Raw genomic sequence first — 18,409 nt, 5'->3', positions numbered from 1 at the left:
CTAGCGCTTGTCTCACTGCGATACTTGTGGAGGTATCGCATAACGGCACCTACGCGAGTTTTGCTAGCAGGGCATTGACTGCAGCGAGCACGTTTTCGCTCACCGCGTCAAAAGGCTGAGAAGCGTCAATCACTACGAAAGTGTCTGGCGCCTCCTCTGCTTGCCGCAGGAAGCCTTCACGGGCTCGTGTTAGAAATTCCAGCTTCTGCATCTCCATACGATCTAGTCCTTCGCCACGGGACGCCACCCGCCTCATCCCGATCTCCGGATCTACGTCCAGGATGATATTGAGGTTCGGAGAAAAGCCCTCAAGCGCGAAACCGTTGATGCTCTGCACCAGGCTTAGGGGAATCCCTCTTCCGTAGTGCTGGAACGCTACCGTCGCGGGAGTGAAGCGATCACAAACCACTACCTTACCGGCCTGGATCGCTGGAATGATCTTCTCTTTCAAGTGCTGAGCGCGAGCAGCAGCAAATAGGAGCAGCTCGGTCGTATCGCAAAGCTCTGGGGTCTCAGGATCAAGCACCACGCTCCGGATCTTTTCACCGATGCGGGTTCCGCCAGGCTCGCGAGTCACGAGATAAGAATTGCCTCGTGAGTGGAGAAATTCTTCGATGGCACGGATAACCGAAGACTTACCTGCCCCGTTATTTCCGTCACATACGATCAGACAGCCTTGCGCCATTCGCTTGTCCTAGTGGCTTTGGTGGAGGGGGCATTGGTTTACATCGTGGTAGAAGAGAATGTAATCGTCAAGTCCACATCCTCCCTTTCTGACAGCAGCACCATGCCCTCTGATTTTTGCTTTCGGGCTCGGAGGACTTGGTCGGGGAAGGATAGCTTTGGTTTACATCGCACGACTACTGAATATATTTTTTTTGGTTTACATAGTAGTCAAAGCGAATATAACGCGCCTTCGGGGCCTTCCAGGGTAATAAACAAGCCGCTCACTGGCAGTCCTTACTGTTGTTCGTCAGGTGCCGGCGCATCGCCCGGCGCAGGGTCGCTGGCAGGTGCATCGCCCTCAGGGATCGGGTTCTGACCCGACTCGGCCGGCGCCTGCTCGCTCGCATCCGGCTGCGTCTGCGGCGCGGGGCTGGAGCGGTAATCGGAGCGGCGCTTGAGCTGGAACTCACGCACCGCGCTATTGTGATCATCCAAGTCATCCGAGAACACATGGCTGCCATCGCCGCGGGCGACGAAATACAAGCTCGTGCCATCGGAGGGGTTCAGCGCGGCATGGATCGCCTCGCGACCGACCATGGCGATCGGTGTCGGCGGCAAGCCCGTCATGGTGTAGGTGTTGTAGGGCGTCGGCTCACGTAGGTCGGCCCGGGTGATCTTGCCGTTATAGCGCTCACCCATGCCGTAGATCACGGTCGGGTCGGTCTGCAGCATCATGCCCAGGCGCAGACGACGCACGAACACACCGGCGATCTGCCCGCGCTCTTGGGGAATACCGGTTTCCTTTTCCACCAGCGATGCCATGATCAGTGCTTGGTATGGGTCACGATAAGGCAAATCAGTGGCCCGCTCGGCCCATTCCTTGGCCAGGACTTCCTCCAGGCGCATGTAGGCTTGCTGCAGCAGCTCGACATCGCTCATGCCCCGCACGAAACGGTAGGTGTCGGGGAAGAAACGACCTTCAGGAAACACGCCGGTATGCCCCAGCTTTTCCATCACCTCGGCGTCGGACAGGCCGTCAAGGGTGTGTTTGACCTTTTCGTGCTTGGCCACTGCGGCGCGCACCTGGCGGAAGGTCCAGCCCTCGACCAGGGTCAGGTTGTACTGCACCACATCGGCCCGGCGCCAGGCCTCGAACAGTTCGGCCACGGTCATGCCCGGAGACAGACGATATTCGCCGGTGTGCAATGGGGTGCCGGCCATGTTGAAACGCCAGTACAGGCGCAGCCAGACGGCATCATCGAGCAGTCCTTCGCTCTGCATGCGATAGAACATACGATTAGGGGTGGTGCCGCTGGGCACGTCGAGCAGTTGCTCCTGCGTCACGTGCAGAGGCTGCTCCAGAACCGAGTTGACCTTCCAGGCCGACCAGCCCACAGCGAGGCCAGCCAGGATCAACCCCATTTCCAGCAACAGCAGGAATTTGCGTCTCACGAATCAGGTTTCCAGTAACGTACGGGCAACGGCCTGCAGTTTACGGGTGAGCGGGCCTGGCGACCAGTTAAGCTTGAGTGCCGCGAATTCGCGCACCGGCCAGACGCCGTACACACTATTGCACAGGAACACTTCGTCAGCCTGCTCCAACTCCGCCAACGCGAGGTCGCGCACCTGGGTCTGGACACCGAGTGCTGCGGCCTGCTCGAGCAACGCCGCACGCATCACGCCCGCGACACCGCAGCGGCTCAGGTCCGCCGTCAGCAGCACACCGTCGCGCACCAGGAACAGGTTGCTGTACACCCCCTCGATCAGCCGCCCTTGCATGTCGCGCATCAGCCCTTCGGCGTGATCGGTGCCTTGCCATTCACTGCGGGCCAATACCTGTTCCAAGCGGTTCAGGTGTTTGAGCCCGGCCAGCAGCGGTTGTTCCGCCAGGCGGGTCTGGCAGTCGAACAGCCGTATGCCGTGTTCGGCGTTTTCCCGAGGATAGGCAGGCAACGGGCTGCCCTGGAGGATACGACGGGGCGCGGCACCGGCAGCAGGTGCATAGCCACGCAGGCTGTCGCCACGGGTGAGGATCAGCTTGGCCACGCCTTCACCGAGCTGGCTGGCGTAAGCGATGATTTCGTCGCGGATCAGTGGCAGGTCAGCCTCGATCGCCAGTCGCTGGCAACCCAATGCCAGGCGATCAAGGTGCTGCGTGAGCAGGCTAGGCCTGCCCGCACGCACGGCGATGGTCTCGAACAGGCCATCGCCATAGGCCAAGCCGCGGTTCTGCAGATTGAGTGCAGTCGCGGCCTGGCCGTCGATCCAACTGTGCATCAGCCGACGAACCGGCGGAACACCAGCGAACCGTTGGTCCCGCCAAAGCCGAAGGAGTTGGACAACACTACATCGATAGGCATGCTGCGGGCTTCGTGAGGCACGAAGTCAAGGTCGCAGCCGTCGTCCGGCTCGTCCAGATTGATGGTCGGCGGCGCCATCTGGCTGTTGATCGCCAGTACGCTGAAGATCGCTTCCACCGCACCGGCGGCGCCCAGCAGGTGGCCGGTCATCGACTTGGTCGAGCTCACGGCCAGCTTGTAGGCGTGCTCGCCGAACACCCGCTTGATCGCGGCCACTTCGGCGATGTCGCCCGCCGGGGTCGAGGTACCATGGGCGTTGATGTAGCTGACCTCTTCCGGCTGAATGCCAGCGTCACGCAGGGCATTGGTCATGCAGCGCGCAGCGCCATCACCGGTGTCGGGCGGCGAAGTCATGTGGTAGGCATCCCCGCTCATGCCAAAGCCAACCAGCTCGGCATAGATCGTCGCGCCTCGGGCCTTGGCATGCTCGAGTTCTTCGAGAACCAGGGCACCAGCACCATCGGAAAGCACGAAGCCATCACGGCCTTTGTCCCATGGACGGCTGGCGCGGGTCGGCTCATCATTGCGCGTCGACAGTGCACGGGAGGCGCCAAAGCCCCCCATGCCCAGACCACAGGCTGCCATTTCGGCACCGCCGGCGATCATCACGTCGGCTTCACCGTAGGCGATGTTGCGCGCGGCCATGCCGATGCAGTGGGTGCCGGTGGTGCATGCAGTGGCGATAGCGTAGTTCGGTCCCTGCAGACCCAGGTGGATCGACAGGAAGCCCGAGATCATATTGATGATCGAACCCGGCACGAAGAACGGCGAAATCCGCCGCGGCCCTTGATCATGCAAGGTGCGACTGGTTTCTTCGATGTTGGTCAGGCCGCCGATGCCCGAGCCCATGGCCACGCCGATACGCTCGCGGTTGGCGTCGGTGACTTCCAGGCCGGCATTGCGTACCGCCTGGAAACCGGCCGCCAGGCCGTACTGGATGAACAGGTCGAGCTTGCGAGCTTCCTTGGCCGACAGGTACTGCTCAACCTCAAAGCCCTTCACCGAGCCGCCAAAACGGGTGGTATAGGCAGACAGGTCCGTGTGTTCGATCGGCCCAATGCCACTGCGGCCAGCCAGAATGCCCTGCCAAGTGCTCGGTACATCGGTACCCAGTGGCGACAGCATACCCATACCGGTGACCACGACGCGTCTACGCGACACAGTACTCTCCTCTTCTAATAACAGAGTCTCTTGCCATTGCATTCAGGCAATGGAATGAAATGGCAACAGGCTCTCGGCACTCGCAAAGAAAAAACCGCACGCCGGCAAAGGCAGTGCGGTTTTTCCCGACAAGAAGCGTCGACTACTGCGTCTTAGGCCTGGTGGCTTTTGACGTAGTCGATAGCAGCTTGAACGGTAGTGATCTTCTCGGCTTCTTCGTCAGGGATTTCGGTCTCGAATTCCTCTTCCAGAGCCATCACCAGCTCAACGGTGTCAAGCGAATCGGCACCCAGGTCATCGACGAAGGACTTCTCAGCAGTCACTTCCTCTTCCTTGACGCCCAGTTGCTCGGCGACGATTTTCTTGACGCGTTCTTCGATGGTGCTCATACCTAGTTTTCACTCCTAATGGACATATGTCAGGCAGCTGGCCGGTGACCAAGTTTATAGAAAGACGCCTGCTTTTCAAGCGGAACGCGCCGATCTCGAAGACACCTGACCCTCTGCCTGGAATCTGGTTGCAGCTTTATAACGGATTTTAGGCTCCGTGTATGACACTTTTTTGAAGCAATCCGTCACATTGGTGCTGCAGGTTTTTACATGTACATCCCGCCGTTGACCGGCACGGTGGCGCCCGTCACGTAGGCCGCGCCATCGGATGCCAGGAAGGAAACCACCTTGGCGATCTCGTCGGCGTGACCCAGACGACCCAGCGGAATCTGCGACTGCAGAGCTTCGCGCTGTGCTTCTGGAAGCTCACGGGTCATATCGGTATCGATGAAGCCCGGAGTCACCGAGTTGACGGTGATGTTGCGCGAGCCCACTTCACGCGCCAAGGCACGACTGAAGCCTTCCAAACCGGCCTTGGCGGCAGCATAGTTGACCTGACCGACGTTACCCATGGCACCGACGACCGAGCCGATGCTGATGATACGACCCCAGCGTGCCTTGGTCATGCCGCGCAGCACGCCCTTGGACAGACGGTAGAGGCTGTTGAGGTTGGTGTCGACCACGTCGAACCACTCATCATCCTTCATGCGCAGCATCAGGTTATCGCGGGTGATACCCGCGTTGTTGACCAAGATGGCCGGTGCGCCGAACTGCTCACCGATGGCCGCGAGCACGGCACTGACCGACTCGTCGCTGGTCACATTCAGCTCCATGCCGGTGCCATTGATGCCGTGTTCCTTCAGGGTCGCGGCGATACGTTCGGCACCCGAGGCCGAGGTAGCGGTGCCGATCACGGTCGCGCCCTGGCGGCCCAGTTCCAGGGCGATAGCCTGGCCGATACCGCGGCTGGCGCCGGTGACCAGGGCAACTTTACCTTGCAGGCTCATGCAAGCTTCTCCAGTTTCAGGCCAGCGCCGCACGGGTGGCGGCGACGGCGTCAGGGGTATTGAGGTTGTAGGTGGTCACGCCATCGGCGCACCGCTTGTTCAGACCAGCCAGGACTTTACCAGGGCCACACTCGACCAGGTTGACCGCACCATTGGCGGCCAGGGTCTGCACGCACTCGACCCAACGCACAGGCTGGTACAGCTGGGCCAGCAAGTCCTGCTTGAGGGCAGTCAGGTCGGCGGCGATCGCGGCGGTGACATTCTGCACGACCGGAATCTGCGGGGCCTTCCACTCGATGGCGTTGACCGCCTCGGCGAAGCGCTCGGCGGCAGGCTTCATCAATGCACAGTGCGATGGCACGCTGACCGCCAGCGGCAGCGCACGCTTGGCACCCTTGGCCTTGCACAGTTCCATGGCGCGATCCACCGCGGCCTTGTTGCCGGCGATGACCACCTGGCCTGGCGAGTTGAAGTTGACCGCGCTGACCACTTCATCTTCAGCCGCTTCTGCACAGATCGCCACAACATCGGCATCATCCAGGCCCAAGATTGCCGCCATGGCACCGTGACCTGCAGGAACGGCCTCTTGCATGAGCTGGCCACGACGCTCGACCAGGCGAACGGCATCTTTCAGGCTCAGGCTGCCAGCAGCGACCAACGCGCTGTACTCGCCCAGGCTATGGCCGGAAACGAAGGCTGGTTGCGCACCACCCTCTTCCAGCCACAGGCGCCACAGGGCAATGGATGCAGTGAGGATTGCCGGCTGGGTTTTGTCGGTTTGGTTGAGTTGTTCCTCCGGACCTTGCTGGACCAGCTGCCACAGGTCATAGCCCAGAGCCTCGGAAGCCTCCTTGAAGGTCTCGACGATTACCGGTTTCTCTGCGCCGAGTTCGGCGAGCATGCCCAGCGACTGGGAACCTTGACCGGGAAAGACGAATGCGAGGGATGCAGACATTGAACAAGCCCTTATGATCTTGTCGTCGGATAGGGTGCGTCGAGCCCAGGGCTGGACGCGGAAACTGAAAACTTGGATGGGAAAAGAGACCAAGCGGTCACATTTAACCATTTCACGGCGGGAATTAAAGCAAGAGATCTTCCAGGCGACCATGCAGGCGTTGCGGCAGGTTCTCCTGGATTTCGATCAGCGCACGCTGGATGGCGCTCTGGAAGCCCTGCACTCCGGCAGAACCATGGCTCTTGATGACGATACCTTGTAGACCGAGGAAGCTCGCGCCATTGTGCCGCGCCGGGGCCAGGTCGGCCTGCAGTCGCTTGAGCAGGGGCATGGCCATGGCACCAGCAGCCCGGGCCAACACACTCCCCTTGAATAGCGCCTCGATGCGCGCACCGATCATGGTGGCCAGACCTTCGCTGGACTTGAGCAGGATATTGCCGACGAAACCGTCGCACACCACCACATCGGCCTCACCACGGTAGAGGCCATCGCCCTCGACGAAACCAATGTAGTTGAGCCCGCGAGCATTCTGCAAAAGGCTCGCTGCAAGCTTGACCTGCTGATTGCCTTTGATGTCCTCGGTGCCAACATTGAGCAGCGCTACCCGCGGACGATGGATTCCCAGCGCCTGGGCGGCCACTGATCCCATCACGGCGAACTGATAGAGGTTCTCGGCGCTGCAATCGACATTGGCGCCAAGATCCAACAGCTGGCAATACCCTGCCTGCGTGGGGATCGCCGCCACCATAGCCGGCCGGTCGATGCCCGGCAGCGTCTTGAGCACGAAGCGCGACAGCGCCATGAGCGCACCGGTATTTCCGGCGCTCACGCAGGCCTGCGCCTTGCCATCACGCACCAGTTCCAGGGCGACGCGCATCGACGAGTCAGGTTTACCCCGCAATGCCTGTGATGGCCGCTCGTCCATACCCACCACTTCGCTTGCCGCTACGATTTGCAGGCGCGCGCGATCCGCAGCCGGCAGACTGCTGACAAGATCTTCGAGGAGGGAGGGTTGACCGACGAGGGTCAGGTGTAACGAGGGGGTAGCCGAGAGGCAAGCAATACTTGCCTGAACAATGCTGCGGGGACCGAAGTCCCCGCCCATTGCGTCGATCGCGATGATCTGAGCGGACAAGGATTACTCGTCAGCGCCCTTGTCGATCACTTTGCGACCACGGTATACGCCTTCTGGCGAAACGTGGTGGCGCAGGTGTACTTCACCGGTGCTCTTCTCTACGGACAGCGCGTTTTCCGACAGGGCGTCGTGGGAACGGCGCATGTCACGGGCAGAGCGGGATTTTTTGTTCTGCTGAACAGCCATAATTGATTAACTCCTAAACGTTTGGGTCACGCTTTAACTGCGCCAAAACACTGAACGGGTTGGACCGCGATACCTCGTCCTTGCTCGATTCGGGCTCATCTGCGCCCGCCGGCTGCTGGCATTCTTCCGGATGATGAGCAGGCACGATAGGCAAGGCGAGCAAGAGCTCTTCCTCGATCAACGCCTGCAGATCCAAAGGATCTTCGCCCAGTTCCAGCACGTCATAGCCTTTCGGCAACGACTGGGTATTCGCACCCTCCTTCACCACAGCGTACGTACATTCACTGTGAATCGGCAGGGTGACCAGCTCAAGACAACGCTGGCAAACCATCTTGACTTCGACATCGAGTTCGCTGTGAAACACCACAGCGCCTTGCTCGTCTCGCTCAAAATCGAACTTCGCCTGCACCGTACCGACATCGTCGGACAGCGGGTCGCAGAGTCTTTCCAAATCAGCGAGTTGCAGCGAACCTTGGATGGTTACGCCACGATCGGCCAATTTGCGCGGGTCAACGTGAGGTGGAATCGGGTCATTCAACATAGGCGCAGCATTCTAGGGATGCCCCCCGCCCCTGTCAAAGGAAATTCGGCGGCATCTCACATGTTAGAATTTGGTTCATCTGCCCAGGAGTCTACCATGCTTCCCCTGTTACTGGCTTCCAGCTCCCCCTACCGGCGCGAACTGCTTGAGCGCCTGCACCTGCCCTTCAGCTGGGCAAGCCCCGATATAGACGAGCGGCGCCTGGATGACGAGCCGGCCACCACTTTGGTTCGTCGCCTGGCCCGCCAGAAAGCCGAGGCGCTTGCGGCCAGCCACCCCGACCATCTGATCATCGGCTCCGACCAGGTAGCGGTGCTCGGCGAGCAGATCCTGGGCAAGCCACATACCTTCGAACGCGCCTGCGAACAACTGCTGGCCGCCAGCGGCCAGCAGGTCACCTTTCTCACCGGCCTGGCGCTACTCAACAGCACCACAGGCCAATGCCAGGTGGATTGCGTGCCCTTTACCGTAAATTTGCGCGAACTCGATCGCGAAAGCGTGGAGCGCTATGTGGCAGCGGAACAGCCTCTGGATTGCGCAGGCAGCTTCAAGGCCGAAGGCCTGGGGGTAAGCTTGTTCCAGAGCACCCACGGCTGCGATGCAACCAGCCTGATCGGGCTACCGCTGATCCGACTGGTCGACATGCTTTTGAAAGAAGGTGTGCAGATTCCCTGAAGGTCTGAACGAAGTAACCCAGCCCCTAGGGGCATCGCCTCACATGCGCGAGCGATGCCCAATGACTGGAGCGGGCTTGATGTCAGCGCAGCGATGGCCCTTGGAAACCCATCCACATAGCCAGGCGCTCAGCCACGCTGGCACCCAAGCGCTTGGAGAAGCGATCGAACGGCGACTCCTGGACAGTGAAGTCCACCAACTCCTTCTCGCCCACGATTTCACGCGCCACGTAGCTGGCACTGCCCAACCCATCCACCAGCCCCAGTTCCTTGGCCTGCTCGCCCGACCAGACCAGGCCACTGAACAGCTCTGGATGCTCCTTGTCCTTCAGGCGACCGCCGCGCCCCTGCTTGACCATGGCGATGAACTGACGATGCGTGGTATCGAGCACGCCCTGCCAGAACGCGGTCTCTTCTGGCTTTTGCGGCGAGAACGGATCCAGGAACGCCTTGTGCTCGCCTGCGGTGTAGGTCCGCCGCTCCACACCCAGTTTTTCCATGGTGCCGACAAAACCATAACCTGCAGCGGTCACACCGATGGAGCCCACCAGACTCGCCTTGTCGGCATAAATTTCATCAGCCGCACTGGCAATGTAATAAGCCCCCGACGCGCCCAGGTCGGCAATCACCGCATAAAGCTTGATCGCAGGGTATTCAGCACGCAGTCGGCGGATCTCGTCGTAAACGTAACCCGACTGCACAGGACTGCCGCCAGGACTATTGATGCGCATGATCACAGCCTTGGTCTTGGCATCCTTGAAGGCGTCTCGCAGACTCTTGATGATATTGTCGGCACTGGCTGGCTCCTCGTCGGCAATCATGCCACGCACCTCTACCAACGCTGTATGGTTGGCACTGCGCGACGCAGCCTTGTCCACATCCATCATGGGCGTGAACAGCACCAACAGCCCGAACAGGTAAACGAAGGTCAGCAGCTTGAAGAAAATGCCCCAGCGCCGCGCCCGACGCTGCTCTTGGACACCTGCAAGCAGGGTCTTTTCCAGCAACTTCCAGCTCTTGCGCTCCTCGCGTTCTTCCGACTCTTCGGGCTCGGGCGCCCGCCACTCATCAGCCATGCTTACCTACCTTGGAATTGACCGTGCGCGAACAAGCGAGCCACTCGCGCAATTGTGAAAAATGATCGATGCACACCTGTGGACCGAATTCGCTCAAGACCTGCAATGACATAGCACCATATCCCACCGCAACCGAATGCATCCCGGCGTTGCTGGCCATTTGCAAGTCGAATGCAGAGTCTCCGACCATCAGCGCCTGATGGGGTTCGACCTGGCAGTGAGCCAGGATCTGCTCGAGCATCAGCGGATGTGGCTTGCCGCGCGTCTCGTCGGCGGCACGGGTAATGTCGAAGTAACGTTCCCAGCCATTGGCCTTGAGCACCCGATCCAGACCACGACGCGCCTTGCCGGTGGCTACCGCCAGACGGTAGCCGTCGGCACGAAAAGCCTCCAACGACTCGGCCACGCCATCGAACAACGGCGAAGGCTGTTGATCCAGGGCCATGTAGATATCGGCGTAGTGCTGCCGGAAAACCTCGACCTGAACGGCATCCAGGTGAGGATATAGCGTGGAGATCGCCTCCCCCAGCGCCAGACCGATGATGCCCTTGATCGCAGCATCGCTGCTGGAGGCTTCGCCGGCACGCTCAGCCGCGGCATTCATGGCCTCGACGATACGCCCAATGGAATCGGCCAGGGTGCCGTCCCAATCGAAGATCAACAACTCATAGGGTTTATTCATGAACGATCAAGTCGCACTCAAGCGCTCCACAGTCTTGGACCAGACCTCATCCACCGGAGCCTCGAGCTTGAGCTCACCGCCATCGGGCAGCGGCACGGTCAGGGCATAGGCATGCAGGAACAGACGCTTGCCACCCAGATCGCGAATCTCCTTGGAGAAGTCTTCGTCACCATACTTGCTGTCCCCGGCGATGCTATGCCCGGCATGCAAGGTATGGACACGAATCTGGTGGGTACGCCCCGTCACCGGACGCGCCTCGACCATGGTCGCGAAGTCGCCGAAGCGACGCAGGACGCGGAACAGCGTCAGCGCTTCCTTGCCCTCCTCATCGACTTCGACCATGCGCTCGCCGGAGCGCAGGTTGCTCTTTTGCAGCGGCGCGCTGACCTGCTTCTTGGACGTTGGCCAGTGGCCACGCACCAACGCCATGTACCGCTTGTCGACACCGTCGCCACGCAACGCGGCATGCAGATGGCGCAGCATGCTGCGCTTCTTGGCGATCATGAGCAGCCCGGAGGTGTCACGATCGAGGCGATGCACCAGCTCCAGCTCCTTGGCATCCGGACGCAGCTGACGCAGTGCCTCGATCACGCCGAAGCTCAGACCACTGCCGCCATGCACGGCAATGCCGGCTGGCTTGTTGAGCACGATCAGCGCCTTGTCTTCATAGACAATAGCCGCCTCCAGACGCTGCAAAAGGCCTTGGGCCACCGGCGCCGGCTCGTCGCGCTCAGGCAGACGGACAGGCGGCACTCGTACGATGTCGCCAGCCTGCAGTTTGTACTCAGGCTTGATCCGCCCTTTGTTGACCCGCACCTCGCCTTTACGCAGGATGCGGTAAACCAAGGTCTTGGGCACGCCTTTGAGGGCCGTGATGAGGAAATTGTCGATGCGTTGGCCGGCAAGCTCCGGCGCGACTTCGATCAGCTGAACGCCGGAAGTCGGAGGGGTATTGGTCGTCATGGAGGAATCATAACAATTTTTTATGGAATTGAAGCACTTAATCATTGCTGCTATAGTCGCGAACGCCGCCAAAAGCGGCAGGCCAGCGGCAGCAGGCTACAGGCCCGCCCCTGACCATCGCAATTCTCGAGGACGCGAGGCCGTCCGACGGGGTTTTCGCCAGTTTACCGAAATGCCTGGAATCGCCACCAGCGCCGTGTAGAGAAGACCGAAAAAAAACGACAAGTGCGGTGTTTCACCTGCTTACCCGCTTCTTTTCGCCGTACCTCTGCCCGCCCCTTGGCGCTTGCACGCATCGCCCGGCGAATGCTTCGGAAATACCTGCCTTGGACATAAATGGCGCCAGTTCCCGAATCGGAACTGACGAAAAATGCAACCCGTTGCGGATTCAGCGCGCGGCAGCACCCGAACTATCAGGGATACGTGCAGGGTGGAGATGCACAGACCTCGGACCGTGTAGCACGGCATCCGGCCACCAGCCCCAGGCTGGCCTGGCAAGCGGACCCGGGCTTCGCAGACACCCCCGAAAGTGTCCACGGCCCACGGCTGATTCCTCCTCCTGACTGAGTGCAAGTGGCCTGTACGGTTGTTCGAGGATTCACCTTCGAGTGCCAGGGTTTGCCAGGCAAGGCGCCACGCCCCGTCGTAGCCAAGCTACGCCGAGCAATGGCAATGCAGCGAGGCAAGCCCAGGCACCGAGATGAAGTACTCGGTTCGACCACACCGGCCGCCAGGCACCGCAAAACAGGACGCGTCGTCGCGACCACGGCAGGCTGGGCAACCGGCTGGTGCCGAATGTCGTTGGACACGGGGGTGGCCCGCCACCCTTTGCGCACCTTGGCACCGACCATGAGAAGTCGTGTGTGCCGAACGCCGTTTCCGGCAGCCCGGAAACCGACGGTACAACATGAAAAGAATGCTGATTAACGCAACTCAACCCGAAGAGTTGCGTGTAGCCCTGGTGGATGGCCAACGTCTCTACGACCTGGATATCGAATCCGGGGCGCGCGAGCAGAAGAAGGCCAACATCTACAAAGGCCGGATCACCCGGATCGAACCCAGCCTCGAAGCCGCTTTCGTCGATTTCGGCTCCGAACGTCACGGCTTCCTGCCGCTCAAGGAAATCTCCCGCGAATACTTCAAGAAGGCGCCAGAAGGCCGCGTCAACATTAAAGAAGTGTTGAGCGAAGGCCAGGAAGTCATCGTCCAGGTCGAGAAGGAAGAGCGCGGCAACAAAGGCGCCGCCCTCACCACTTTCATCAGCTTGGCCGGTCGCTATCTGGTGCTGATGCCCAACAACCCACGTGCCGGCGGCATCTCCCGTCGCATCGAAGGCGAAGAGCGCAATGAGCTGCGCGAAGCCCTCAACGGCCTGACCGTCCCAGGCGACATGGGCCTGATCGTGCGCACTGCCGGCCTTGGCCGCAGCAGCGAAGAAATGCAGTGGGACCTCGACTACCTCCTGCAACTGTGGACCGCCATCAAGGAGGCCTCCCAAGATCGCGCCGCACCTTTCCTGATCTACCAGGAAAGCAATGTCATCATCCGCGCCATCCGCGACTACCTGCGCCAGGACATCGGCGAAGTGCTGATCGACAGCATTGACGCCCAGGAAGAAGCCCTGACCTTCATCCGCCAAGTCATGCCGCAGTACGCCAGCAAGGTCAAGCTGTACGAAGACAGCGTCCCGCTGTTCAATCGCTTCCAGATCGAAAGCCAGATCGAGACCGCCTTCCAGCGTGTGGTCGACCTGCCCTCCGGTGGCTCCATCGTCATCGACCCGACCGAGGCCCTGGTCTCCATCGACATCAACTCGGCGCGCGCCACCAAAGGCAGCGACATCGAAGAAACCGCCCTGCAGACCAACCTGGAAGCGGCCGAGGAAATCGCCCGCCAACTGCGTCTGCGTGATATCGGCGGCCTGATCGTCATCGACTTCATCGACATGACCCCGGCCAAGAACCAGCGCGCCGTTGAAGAGCGCGTGCGTGAATGCCTCGAGGCCGACCGCGCCCGCGTCCAGGTTGGCCGCATCTCGCGCTTCGGCCTGCTGGAAATGTCCCGTCAGCGCCTGCGTCCTTCCCTGGGCGAGAGCAGCGGCATCGTCTGCCCACGCTGCTCCGGCACCGGCATCATCCGTGACGTCGAGTCGCTGTCCCTGGCCATCCTGCGCCTGATCGAGGAAGAAGCCCTGAAAGATCGTACCGCCGAGGTACGCGCCCAGGTACCGATCCCGGTTGCAGCTTTCCTGCTCAACGAAAAACGCAACTCGATCACCAAGATCGAACTGCGCACCCGCGCCCGCATCATCATCCTGCCGAACGATCACCTGGAAACGCCGCACTTCGAAGTCCAGCGCCTGCGCGACGACAATCCGGACGTGCTGAACAACCAGTCCAGCTACGAGATCGCCGCCGCCGAAACCGAAGAAGCGCCGCAGCCGACTGCCACCCGCACCCTGGTTCGCCAGGAAGCCGCGGTCAAGACCGCCCCGGCCCGCGCCAACGCGCCGGCACCCAGCACACCCGAGCCGGCACCGGCCGCACCAGTCGCACCGGCACCAAGCGCTCCGGAGCCAAGCCTGTTCAAAGGCTTGGTCAAATCGCTGGTAAGCCTGTTCGCCGGTAAGGACGAACCTGTAGCCGCACCGGTCGCCAACACCGAGAAACCGGCTGCCGAGCGCCCACAGCGCAACGAAGAGCGCCGCAACGGTCGTCAGCAGAGCCGCAATCGCAACGGCCGTCGCGACGAAGACCGCAAACCACGCGAAGAACGCAGCGAGCGCGCCCCGCGCGAAGAGCGTCAGCCACGTGAAGAGCGTGCCCCGCGTGAAGAACGCGCCCCCCGTGAGGAGCGTGCTCCACGCGAAGAGCGCCAAGCACGTCAGCCGCGCGAAGACCGCCGCGGCAACCGTGAAGAGCGCGTGCGCGAACTGCGTGAACCTCTGGATGCCGCCCCTACCGCCCGTGAAGAGCGCCAGCCACGTGAAGAACGTGCCCCGCGCGAAGAACGTGTAGCCCGCGAGGAACGTGCGCCACGTGAAGAGCGCCAACCGCGCGAAGAACGTCAGCCTCGTGAAGAACGTCAGCCACGTGAAGAGCGTGCACCTCGTGAAGAGCGTGCCCCGCGCGAAGAACGCGCACCACGCGAAGAGCGCGCCGAACGCGAAGAGCGTCAACCACGCGCACCTCGTGAAGAGCGTCAGCCTCGCGCAGGTACCGAGGTCGCCGAGGCCGCCGAGGAACAACTGCCAAACGAAGAGCTGCTGCAGGAAGAGCAACAGGACGGCGCCGATGGCGAACGCCCACGTCGTCGCTCCCGCGGCCAGCGTCGTCGCAGCAACCGTCGCGAGCGCCAACGCAATGCCAATGGCGAGCTGATCGAAGGTGGTGAAGACGAAGCCACCGGCGAAGAGCAACCAGCACAGCAACACCAGGCTACCGAGCTGGGTGCAGAGCTGGCCGCTGGCCTTGCCGTCACCGCTGCCGTTGCCTCCAGCAACATCAGTGCCGAAGCCGAAGCCCAGGCCAACCAGCAGGCCGAACAGGCTACCAACGTGGTTGCCCAAGCCCAGGAAGCTGCCCAGCCTGCCGAGCAGGTCGTCGAGCAGATCGACCAGGCTCAAGAGCTCGCCATCGCACCCGTGGTCGAACAACCGCTCAGCGAGCCGGTCGCGGTGACCGAGCCAAGCGCCGAGCCCGTGGTCGAAGTGGTCCCACAACCGGTCGTCGAAGCGCCAACTACCGAAGCGGTTACAGAAGCTGCTGTCGTGGAATCCGGCGAAGCTGAGCAAGCCCCTGCCTTTGAGCAGCAAGCCGCACCAGCACCGGTTGCCGAGCAGCCTGCCGAGGCTGCCGAGGCCAAGCCGGAAGTGGCCGAGCCCGCTCCGGTAGCTGTCCAGGCCAGCGTACAAGAGCAAGCCCCGGCTCCGGCCGAGCCTGCCACTGTGATGCTGCCAAACGGCCGCGCACCGAACGACCCACGTGAAGTGCGTCGCCGCAAGCGCGAAGCCGAAGCCGCTGCCAAGGCTGCCGCCGAGGCACAGGCTGCCGAAGCGCTGGCGACCACCGATGAGCAGAAACCTAATCACGGTTGATGCCATCGGTTGAATGAAAAAGCCCCGCCAGTGTGAACTGGCGGGGCTTTTTCATTTCGGGAACATTTACCGCGAGACTGACTTGAACGATGGTCTGTGTAGCAGCCCCCAAGGATCAGTACAGGTTCGGTTCCATCTCCAGCTCGACCCCGAAGCGCTCGTAGATATCGGCTTGTATCCTGCGCGCCAAGTCATGCACCTGTGCCCCGCTTGCCCGGCCATAGTTCACCAGGACCAGCGATTGCAGACGATGCACCCCGGCATCCCCGTCCCGGTACCCTTTCCACCCCGCCTGCTCGATCAGCCAGCCTGCAGCCAGCTTCACCTGCCCATCTGCCTGCGGATAAGCCACCACGCCCGGGAAGCGCTCGCGAATCTGCTCGGCCAGCGCCGCCGTTACCACAGGGTTCTTGAAGAAGCTGCCGGCATTGCCAAGCTCGGCCGGGTCAGGCAGTTTTTCCCTGCGAATGCTGCAGATAGCTTCGCTGATGGCCATGGCGGTCGGCCCATGAACGCCCTGCTCCAGCAGACGCTGGCGAACCGGGCCGTAATCCAGATGCGCATGCAGGGTTCGACTCAGAGCAAAACGCACCCGCAGGATCAGCCACCGCCCAGGGTTGCGTTTGAACAAGCTGTCCCGATAAGCGAAGGCACATTCCTCCAGAGCAAAGTCCCGCAACTCGCCGGTTTCACGATCCAAGGCGGTTAGGCCGGCAAATACGTCCTTGATCTCTACGCCATAGGCACCGACGTTCTGCATGGGCGCGGCGCCAACGGTGCCCGGGATCAGGCTGAGGTTCTCCAGACCGCAAAAGCCCTGTGTCAGGCTCCACCGCACGAAGGGATGCCAAGGCTCGCCTGCCTCGGCCTCCACCACGACCCGATCACCATCGTCCTGCAACACCCGACGGCCTCGGCTGGCCATATGCAACACCAAGGCATCGATGTCACCAGTCAGCAGCAGGTTGCTGCCGCCACCGATCACCAGCACACGCACTTGCCGCTCGATGGCCTCAGCCAGGGCCTGACGGACCTGCGCATCGTCATGGGCCTGGGTGAAATAGCGTGCCTTCACGTCAATGCCAAAGGTGTTGTAGGGCTTGAGCGAGACACGTTCCTGCCAGCTCGTCATAGCCGCCCCTTGATTTCAACGACCAGCGCCTGGCATGCAGCTTCGATCAGGTCCAAGACCTGCTCGAAACCTTCGGCGCCGCCATAGTACGGGTCCGGTACCTCATCCAAGGCTGCGCCATAGCGGCGCAGAAAGAGATCCAGTTCACCGGGCGCGGCGTGGGGACGCATGGCGTGCAGATGAGCCAGGTTGCTCTTGTCCATCGCCAGGATCAGGTCGTATTCGGCAAAATGCTCTGCCTTGACCTGCTGGGCACGCTGACGGGACAAGTCATAGCCACGCGCCAAGGCCGCGCGGCAGGTACGGCTGTCGGGCGCCTTGCCGACGTGCCAGTCACCGGTGCCGGCCGAGGCCACGTGCACCAGCTCGGCAAGTCCTGCGGCCTGCAATTGGTGGCGCAATACACCTTCGGCAGTCGGTGAACGACAGATATTGCCCAGGCAGACGAACAGAACGCGCATCAGGCCTCCAGCAAGCGCCGAACGCGCTCCAGGTCTTCAGGAGTATCCACGCCGACGGCCGGGGCCTCGATGGCGTCTGCTACGTGAATGCGCACGCCATGCCATAGGGCGCGCAGTTGCTCCAGCGCTTCGGTCTGCTCCAGCCAGCAAGGGCCCCAGCTGACGAAGTCCTGGAGAAAACCCACACGGTAGGCATACATACCGATATGACGGCGGTAAGGAACGCCTTCGGGGATGCTGTCGCGGCGCTTGGCGAACGCATCTCGCGCCCAAGGCAGCGGTGCACGGCTGAAGGTCAGGGCCAGACCATGCTTATCGCTGACCACCTTGACCGCATTGGGATTGAACACGGTTTCAGGCTCGGCGATCGGCTCGGCCAACGTCGCGATGCCCGCTTCCGGATGGGCTGCAAGGTTGGCGGCCACCTGATCGATGATCACCGGCGGAATCAAAGGCTCGTCGCCCTGCACATTGACCACGATGGCGTCAGCCGGCAGGCCCAGATGCGAGGCCACTTCGGCCAGTCGGTCAGTGCCGGACTCGTGGTCGGCACGGGTCAGCAGGACCTCGGCGCCAAATGCCTGGCAAGCCTCGACGATGCTGGCATCGTCGGTGGCGATGACCACGCGGCTGGCGCCGCTTTTGCGGGCCTGTTCCCAGACATGCTGGACCATCGGCTTGCCGGCAATCGCCAGCAGTGGCTTGCCCGGCAGGCGGGTCGAGCGCAGGCGGGCAGGAATCACCACGGTGAAATTCAAGCTCATTTGTCCAGGCGCTCGTCGTCGGTCAGGGTGCGCGCTTCACTTTCCAGCATCACCGGGATGCCGTCACGAATCGGATAAGCCAGGCCCGCGCCCTTGCTGATCAGCTCGGTTTTGTCGGCACTGAGCTTGAGCGGGCCCTTGGTGATCGGGCAGGCCAGGATATCGAGCAATTTGGTGTCCATGGAGGCTTCCTTGAGGCCAAAGGCCGGAAAAAAGAAAAA

The 18,409-nt window shown here is 61.6% G+C and carries 19 protein-coding genes; 2 read left to right on the top strand and 17 right to left on the bottom strand.

Features of this window, described 5'->3' with window-relative positions:
• Positions 1-49: 49 nt before the first annotated feature.
• From tmk to R6G97_RS23115, 10 genes are all read right to left on the bottom strand, one after another.
• Positions 50-685, bottom strand: a complete 636-nt coding sequence (gene tmk, locus R6G97_RS23160; RefSeq protein ID WP_317847568.1) for a dTMP kinase — start codon at positions 683-685, stop codon at positions 50-52.
• Between the two features lie 275 nt (positions 686-960).
• Positions 961-2,118 carry an endolytic transglycosylase MltG gene (gene mltG, locus R6G97_RS23155; RefSeq protein WP_043214419.1) on the bottom strand — a complete coding sequence of 386 codons (1,158 nt, stop codon included), beginning with the start codon at positions 2,116-2,118 and terminating at the stop codon, positions 961-963.
• A gap of 3 nt (positions 2,119-2,121) precedes the next feature.
• Positions 2,122-2,943: an aminodeoxychorismate lyase gene (gene pabC, locus R6G97_RS23150; protein WP_043214417.1), complete on the bottom strand. Its 822-nt coding sequence runs from the start codon at positions 2,941-2,943 to the stop codon at positions 2,122-2,124.
• Positions 2,943-4,187 (bottom strand): beta-ketoacyl-ACP synthase II, encoded by a 1,245-nt coding sequence (gene fabF / locus R6G97_RS23145; protein WP_043214415.1) that lies wholly within the window; start codon positions 4,185-4,187, stop codon positions 2,943-2,945. Before fabF ends, pabC begins: the two co-directional genes overlap by 1 nt.
• 152 nt (positions 4,188-4,339) lie before the next feature.
• Positions 4,340-4,576, bottom strand: coding sequence for an acyl carrier protein (gene acpP / locus R6G97_RS23140; RefSeq protein ID WP_043214413.1), 237 nt, complete (start codon positions 4,574-4,576; stop codon positions 4,340-4,342).
• Positions 4,577-4,782: 206 nt separating this feature from the next.
• Positions 4,783-5,523, bottom strand: a complete 741-nt coding sequence (gene fabG, locus R6G97_RS23135; protein WP_043214411.1) for a 3-oxoacyl-ACP reductase FabG — start codon at positions 5,521-5,523, stop codon at positions 4,783-4,785.
• Between the two features lie 16 nt (positions 5,524-5,539).
• Positions 5,540-6,478 (bottom strand): ACP S-malonyltransferase, encoded by a 939-nt coding sequence (fabD, locus tag R6G97_RS23130; RefSeq protein WP_070573266.1) that lies wholly within the window; start codon positions 6,476-6,478, stop codon positions 5,540-5,542.
• A 124-nt stretch (positions 6,479-6,602) separates the two neighbouring features.
• Positions 6,603-7,613, bottom strand: a complete 1,011-nt coding sequence (gene plsX, locus R6G97_RS23125; RefSeq protein ID WP_090343783.1) for a phosphate acyltransferase PlsX — start codon at positions 7,611-7,613, stop codon at positions 6,603-6,605.
• A 3-nt stretch (positions 7,614-7,616) separates the two neighbouring features.
• The gene (gene rpmF, locus R6G97_RS23120; protein WP_008096416.1) at positions 7,617-7,799 is read right to left on the bottom strand and encodes a 50S ribosomal protein L32; all 183 of its coding nucleotides are present in this window, start codon (positions 7,797-7,799) and stop codon (positions 7,617-7,619) included.
• 13 nt (positions 7,800-7,812) lie between these two features.
• A complete protein-coding gene (locus R6G97_RS23115; protein ID WP_043214407.1) occupies positions 7,813-8,340 on the bottom strand; it encodes a YceD family protein in 528 nt (175 codons plus the stop codon).
• Between the two features lie 96 nt (positions 8,341-8,436).
• Here R6G97_RS23115 and R6G97_RS23110 point away from each other — a divergent pair, with 96 nt between their 5' ends.
• A complete protein-coding gene (locus R6G97_RS23110) occupies positions 8,437-9,015 on the top strand; it encodes a Maf family protein (protein WP_070573263.1) in 579 nt (192 codons plus the stop codon).
• Positions 9,016-9,097: 82 nt separating this feature from the next.
• Here R6G97_RS23110 and R6G97_RS23105 read toward each other — a convergent pair whose 3' ends face one another.
• From R6G97_RS23105 to rluC, 3 genes are read right to left on the bottom strand one after another with little or no spacing between them, the layout of a single operon-like run.
• The gene (locus tag R6G97_RS23105; RefSeq protein ID WP_317847567.1) at positions 9,098-10,090 is read right to left on the bottom strand and encodes a S49 family peptidase; all 993 of its coding nucleotides are present in this window, start codon (positions 10,088-10,090) and stop codon (positions 9,098-9,100) included.
• Positions 10,083-10,772, bottom strand: coding sequence for an HAD family hydrolase (locus tag R6G97_RS23100; protein WP_317847566.1), 690 nt, complete (start codon positions 10,770-10,772; stop codon positions 10,083-10,085). The genes R6G97_RS23105 and R6G97_RS23100 overlap by 8 nt, the downstream gene beginning before the upstream one ends.
• A 6-nt stretch (positions 10,773-10,778) precedes the next feature.
• The gene (rluC, locus tag R6G97_RS23095; protein ID WP_043214399.1) at positions 10,779-11,735 is read right to left on the bottom strand and encodes a 23S rRNA pseudouridine(955/2504/2580) synthase RluC; all 957 of its coding nucleotides are present in this window, start codon (positions 11,733-11,735) and stop codon (positions 10,779-10,781) included.
• A 907-nt stretch (positions 11,736-12,642) separates the two neighbouring features.
• On the opposite strand from rluC, the gene rne reads away from it, so the two are divergent.
• On the top strand, positions 12,643-15,831 hold the full coding sequence (gene rne, locus R6G97_RS23090; protein WP_090343778.1) for a ribonuclease E: 3,189 nt from the start codon (positions 12,643-12,645) through the stop codon (positions 15,829-15,831).
• A 115-nt stretch (positions 15,832-15,946) separates the two neighbouring features.
• Here rne and murB read toward each other — a convergent pair whose 3' ends face one another.
• Genes murB through R6G97_RS23070 form a run of 4 tightly spaced genes read right to left on the bottom strand, consistent with a single transcriptional unit; the run spans position 15,947 to position 18,370 of the window.
• A complete protein-coding gene (gene murB, locus R6G97_RS23085; protein ID WP_317847565.1) occupies positions 15,947-16,963 on the bottom strand; it encodes a UDP-N-acetylmuramate dehydrogenase in 1,017 nt (338 codons plus the stop codon).
• Positions 16,960-17,424, bottom strand: a complete 465-nt coding sequence (locus R6G97_RS23080; RefSeq protein WP_043214393.1) for a low molecular weight protein-tyrosine-phosphatase — start codon at positions 17,422-17,424, stop codon at positions 16,960-16,962. The genes murB and R6G97_RS23080 overlap by 4 nt, the downstream gene beginning before the upstream one ends.
• Complete coding sequence (gene kdsB / locus R6G97_RS23075; protein WP_070573253.1) at positions 17,424-18,188, bottom strand: 3-deoxy-manno-octulosonate cytidylyltransferase; 765 nt, start codon at positions 18,186-18,188, stop codon at positions 17,424-17,426. Before kdsB ends, R6G97_RS23080 begins: the two co-directional genes overlap by 1 nt.
• Positions 18,185-18,370 (bottom strand): Trm112 family protein, encoded by a 186-nt coding sequence (locus tag R6G97_RS23070; RefSeq protein ID WP_003247142.1) that lies wholly within the window; start codon positions 18,368-18,370, stop codon positions 18,185-18,187. Before R6G97_RS23070 ends, kdsB begins: the two co-directional genes overlap by 4 nt.
• Between the last annotated feature and the right edge of the window lie 39 nt (positions 18,371-18,409).

Source organism: Pseudomonas sp. HTZ2 (genome assembly GCF_033173945.1).
In the GTDB taxonomy this organism is placed as follows: Bacteria; Pseudomonadota; Gammaproteobacteria; order Pseudomonadales; family Pseudomonadaceae; genus Aquipseudomonas; species Aquipseudomonas guariconensis.
Note: the sequence above shows the minus strand (reverse complement) of the source record. Positions and strands in the feature narration are given on the sequence as shown.

What these genes read in the sequence shown, in the direction of transcription:
- tmk (WP_317847568.1), bottom strand. Translation starts at nt 685, where the DNA reads ATGGCGCAAGGCTGTCTGATCGTATGTGACGGAAATAACGGGGCAGGT.
- pabC (WP_043214417.1), bottom strand. Translation starts at nt 2,943, where the DNA reads ATGCACAGTTGGATCGACGGCCAGGCCGCGACTGCACTCAATCTGCAG.
- acpP (WP_043214413.1), bottom strand. Translation starts at nt 4,576, where the DNA reads ATGAGCACCATCGAAGAACGCGTCAAGAAAATCGTCGCCGAGCAACTG.
- fabG (WP_043214411.1), bottom strand. Translation starts at nt 5,523, where the DNA reads ATGAGCCTGCAAGGTAAAGTTGCCCTGGTCACCGGCGCCAGCCGCGGT.
- fabD (WP_070573266.1), bottom strand. Translation starts at nt 6,478, where the DNA reads ATGTCTGCATCCCTCGCATTCGTCTTTCCCGGTCAAGGTTCCCAGTCG.
- rpmF (WP_008096416.1), bottom strand. Translation starts at nt 7,799, where the DNA reads ATGGCTGTTCAGCAGAACAAAAAATCCCGCTCTGCCCGTGACATGCGC.
- R6G97_RS23115 (WP_043214407.1), bottom strand. Translation starts at nt 8,340, where the DNA reads ATGTTGAATGACCCGATTCCACCTCACGTTGACCCGCGCAAATTGGCC.
- R6G97_RS23110 (WP_070573263.1), top strand. Translation starts at nt 8,437, where the DNA reads ATGCTTCCCCTGTTACTGGCTTCCAGCTCCCCCTACCGGCGCGAACTG.
- R6G97_RS23105 (WP_317847567.1), bottom strand. Translation starts at nt 10,090, where the DNA reads ATGGCTGATGAGTGGCGGGCGCCCGAGCCCGAAGAGTCGGAAGAACGC.
- R6G97_RS23100 (WP_317847566.1), bottom strand. Translation starts at nt 10,772, where the DNA reads ATGAATAAACCCTATGAGTTGTTGATCTTCGATTGGGACGGCACCCTG.
- rluC (WP_043214399.1), bottom strand. Translation starts at nt 11,735, where the DNA reads ATGACGACCAATACCCCTCCGACTTCCGGCGTTCAGCTGATCGAAGTC.
- rne (WP_090343778.1), top strand. Translation starts at nt 12,643, where the DNA reads ATGAAAAGAATGCTGATTAACGCAACTCAACCCGAAGAGTTGCGTGTA.
- murB (WP_317847565.1), bottom strand. Translation starts at nt 16,963, where the DNA reads ATGACGAGCTGGCAGGAACGTGTCTCGCTCAAGCCCTACAACACCTTT.
- R6G97_RS23080 (WP_043214393.1), bottom strand. Translation starts at nt 17,424, where the DNA reads ATGCGCGTTCTGTTCGTCTGCCTGGGCAATATCTGTCGTTCACCGACT.
- kdsB (WP_070573253.1), bottom strand. Translation starts at nt 18,188, where the DNA reads ATGAGCTTGAATTTCACCGTGGTGATTCCTGCCCGCCTGCGCTCGACC.
- R6G97_RS23070 (WP_003247142.1), bottom strand. Translation starts at nt 18,370, where the DNA reads ATGGACACCAAATTGCTCGATATCCTGGCCTGCCCGATCACCAAGGGC.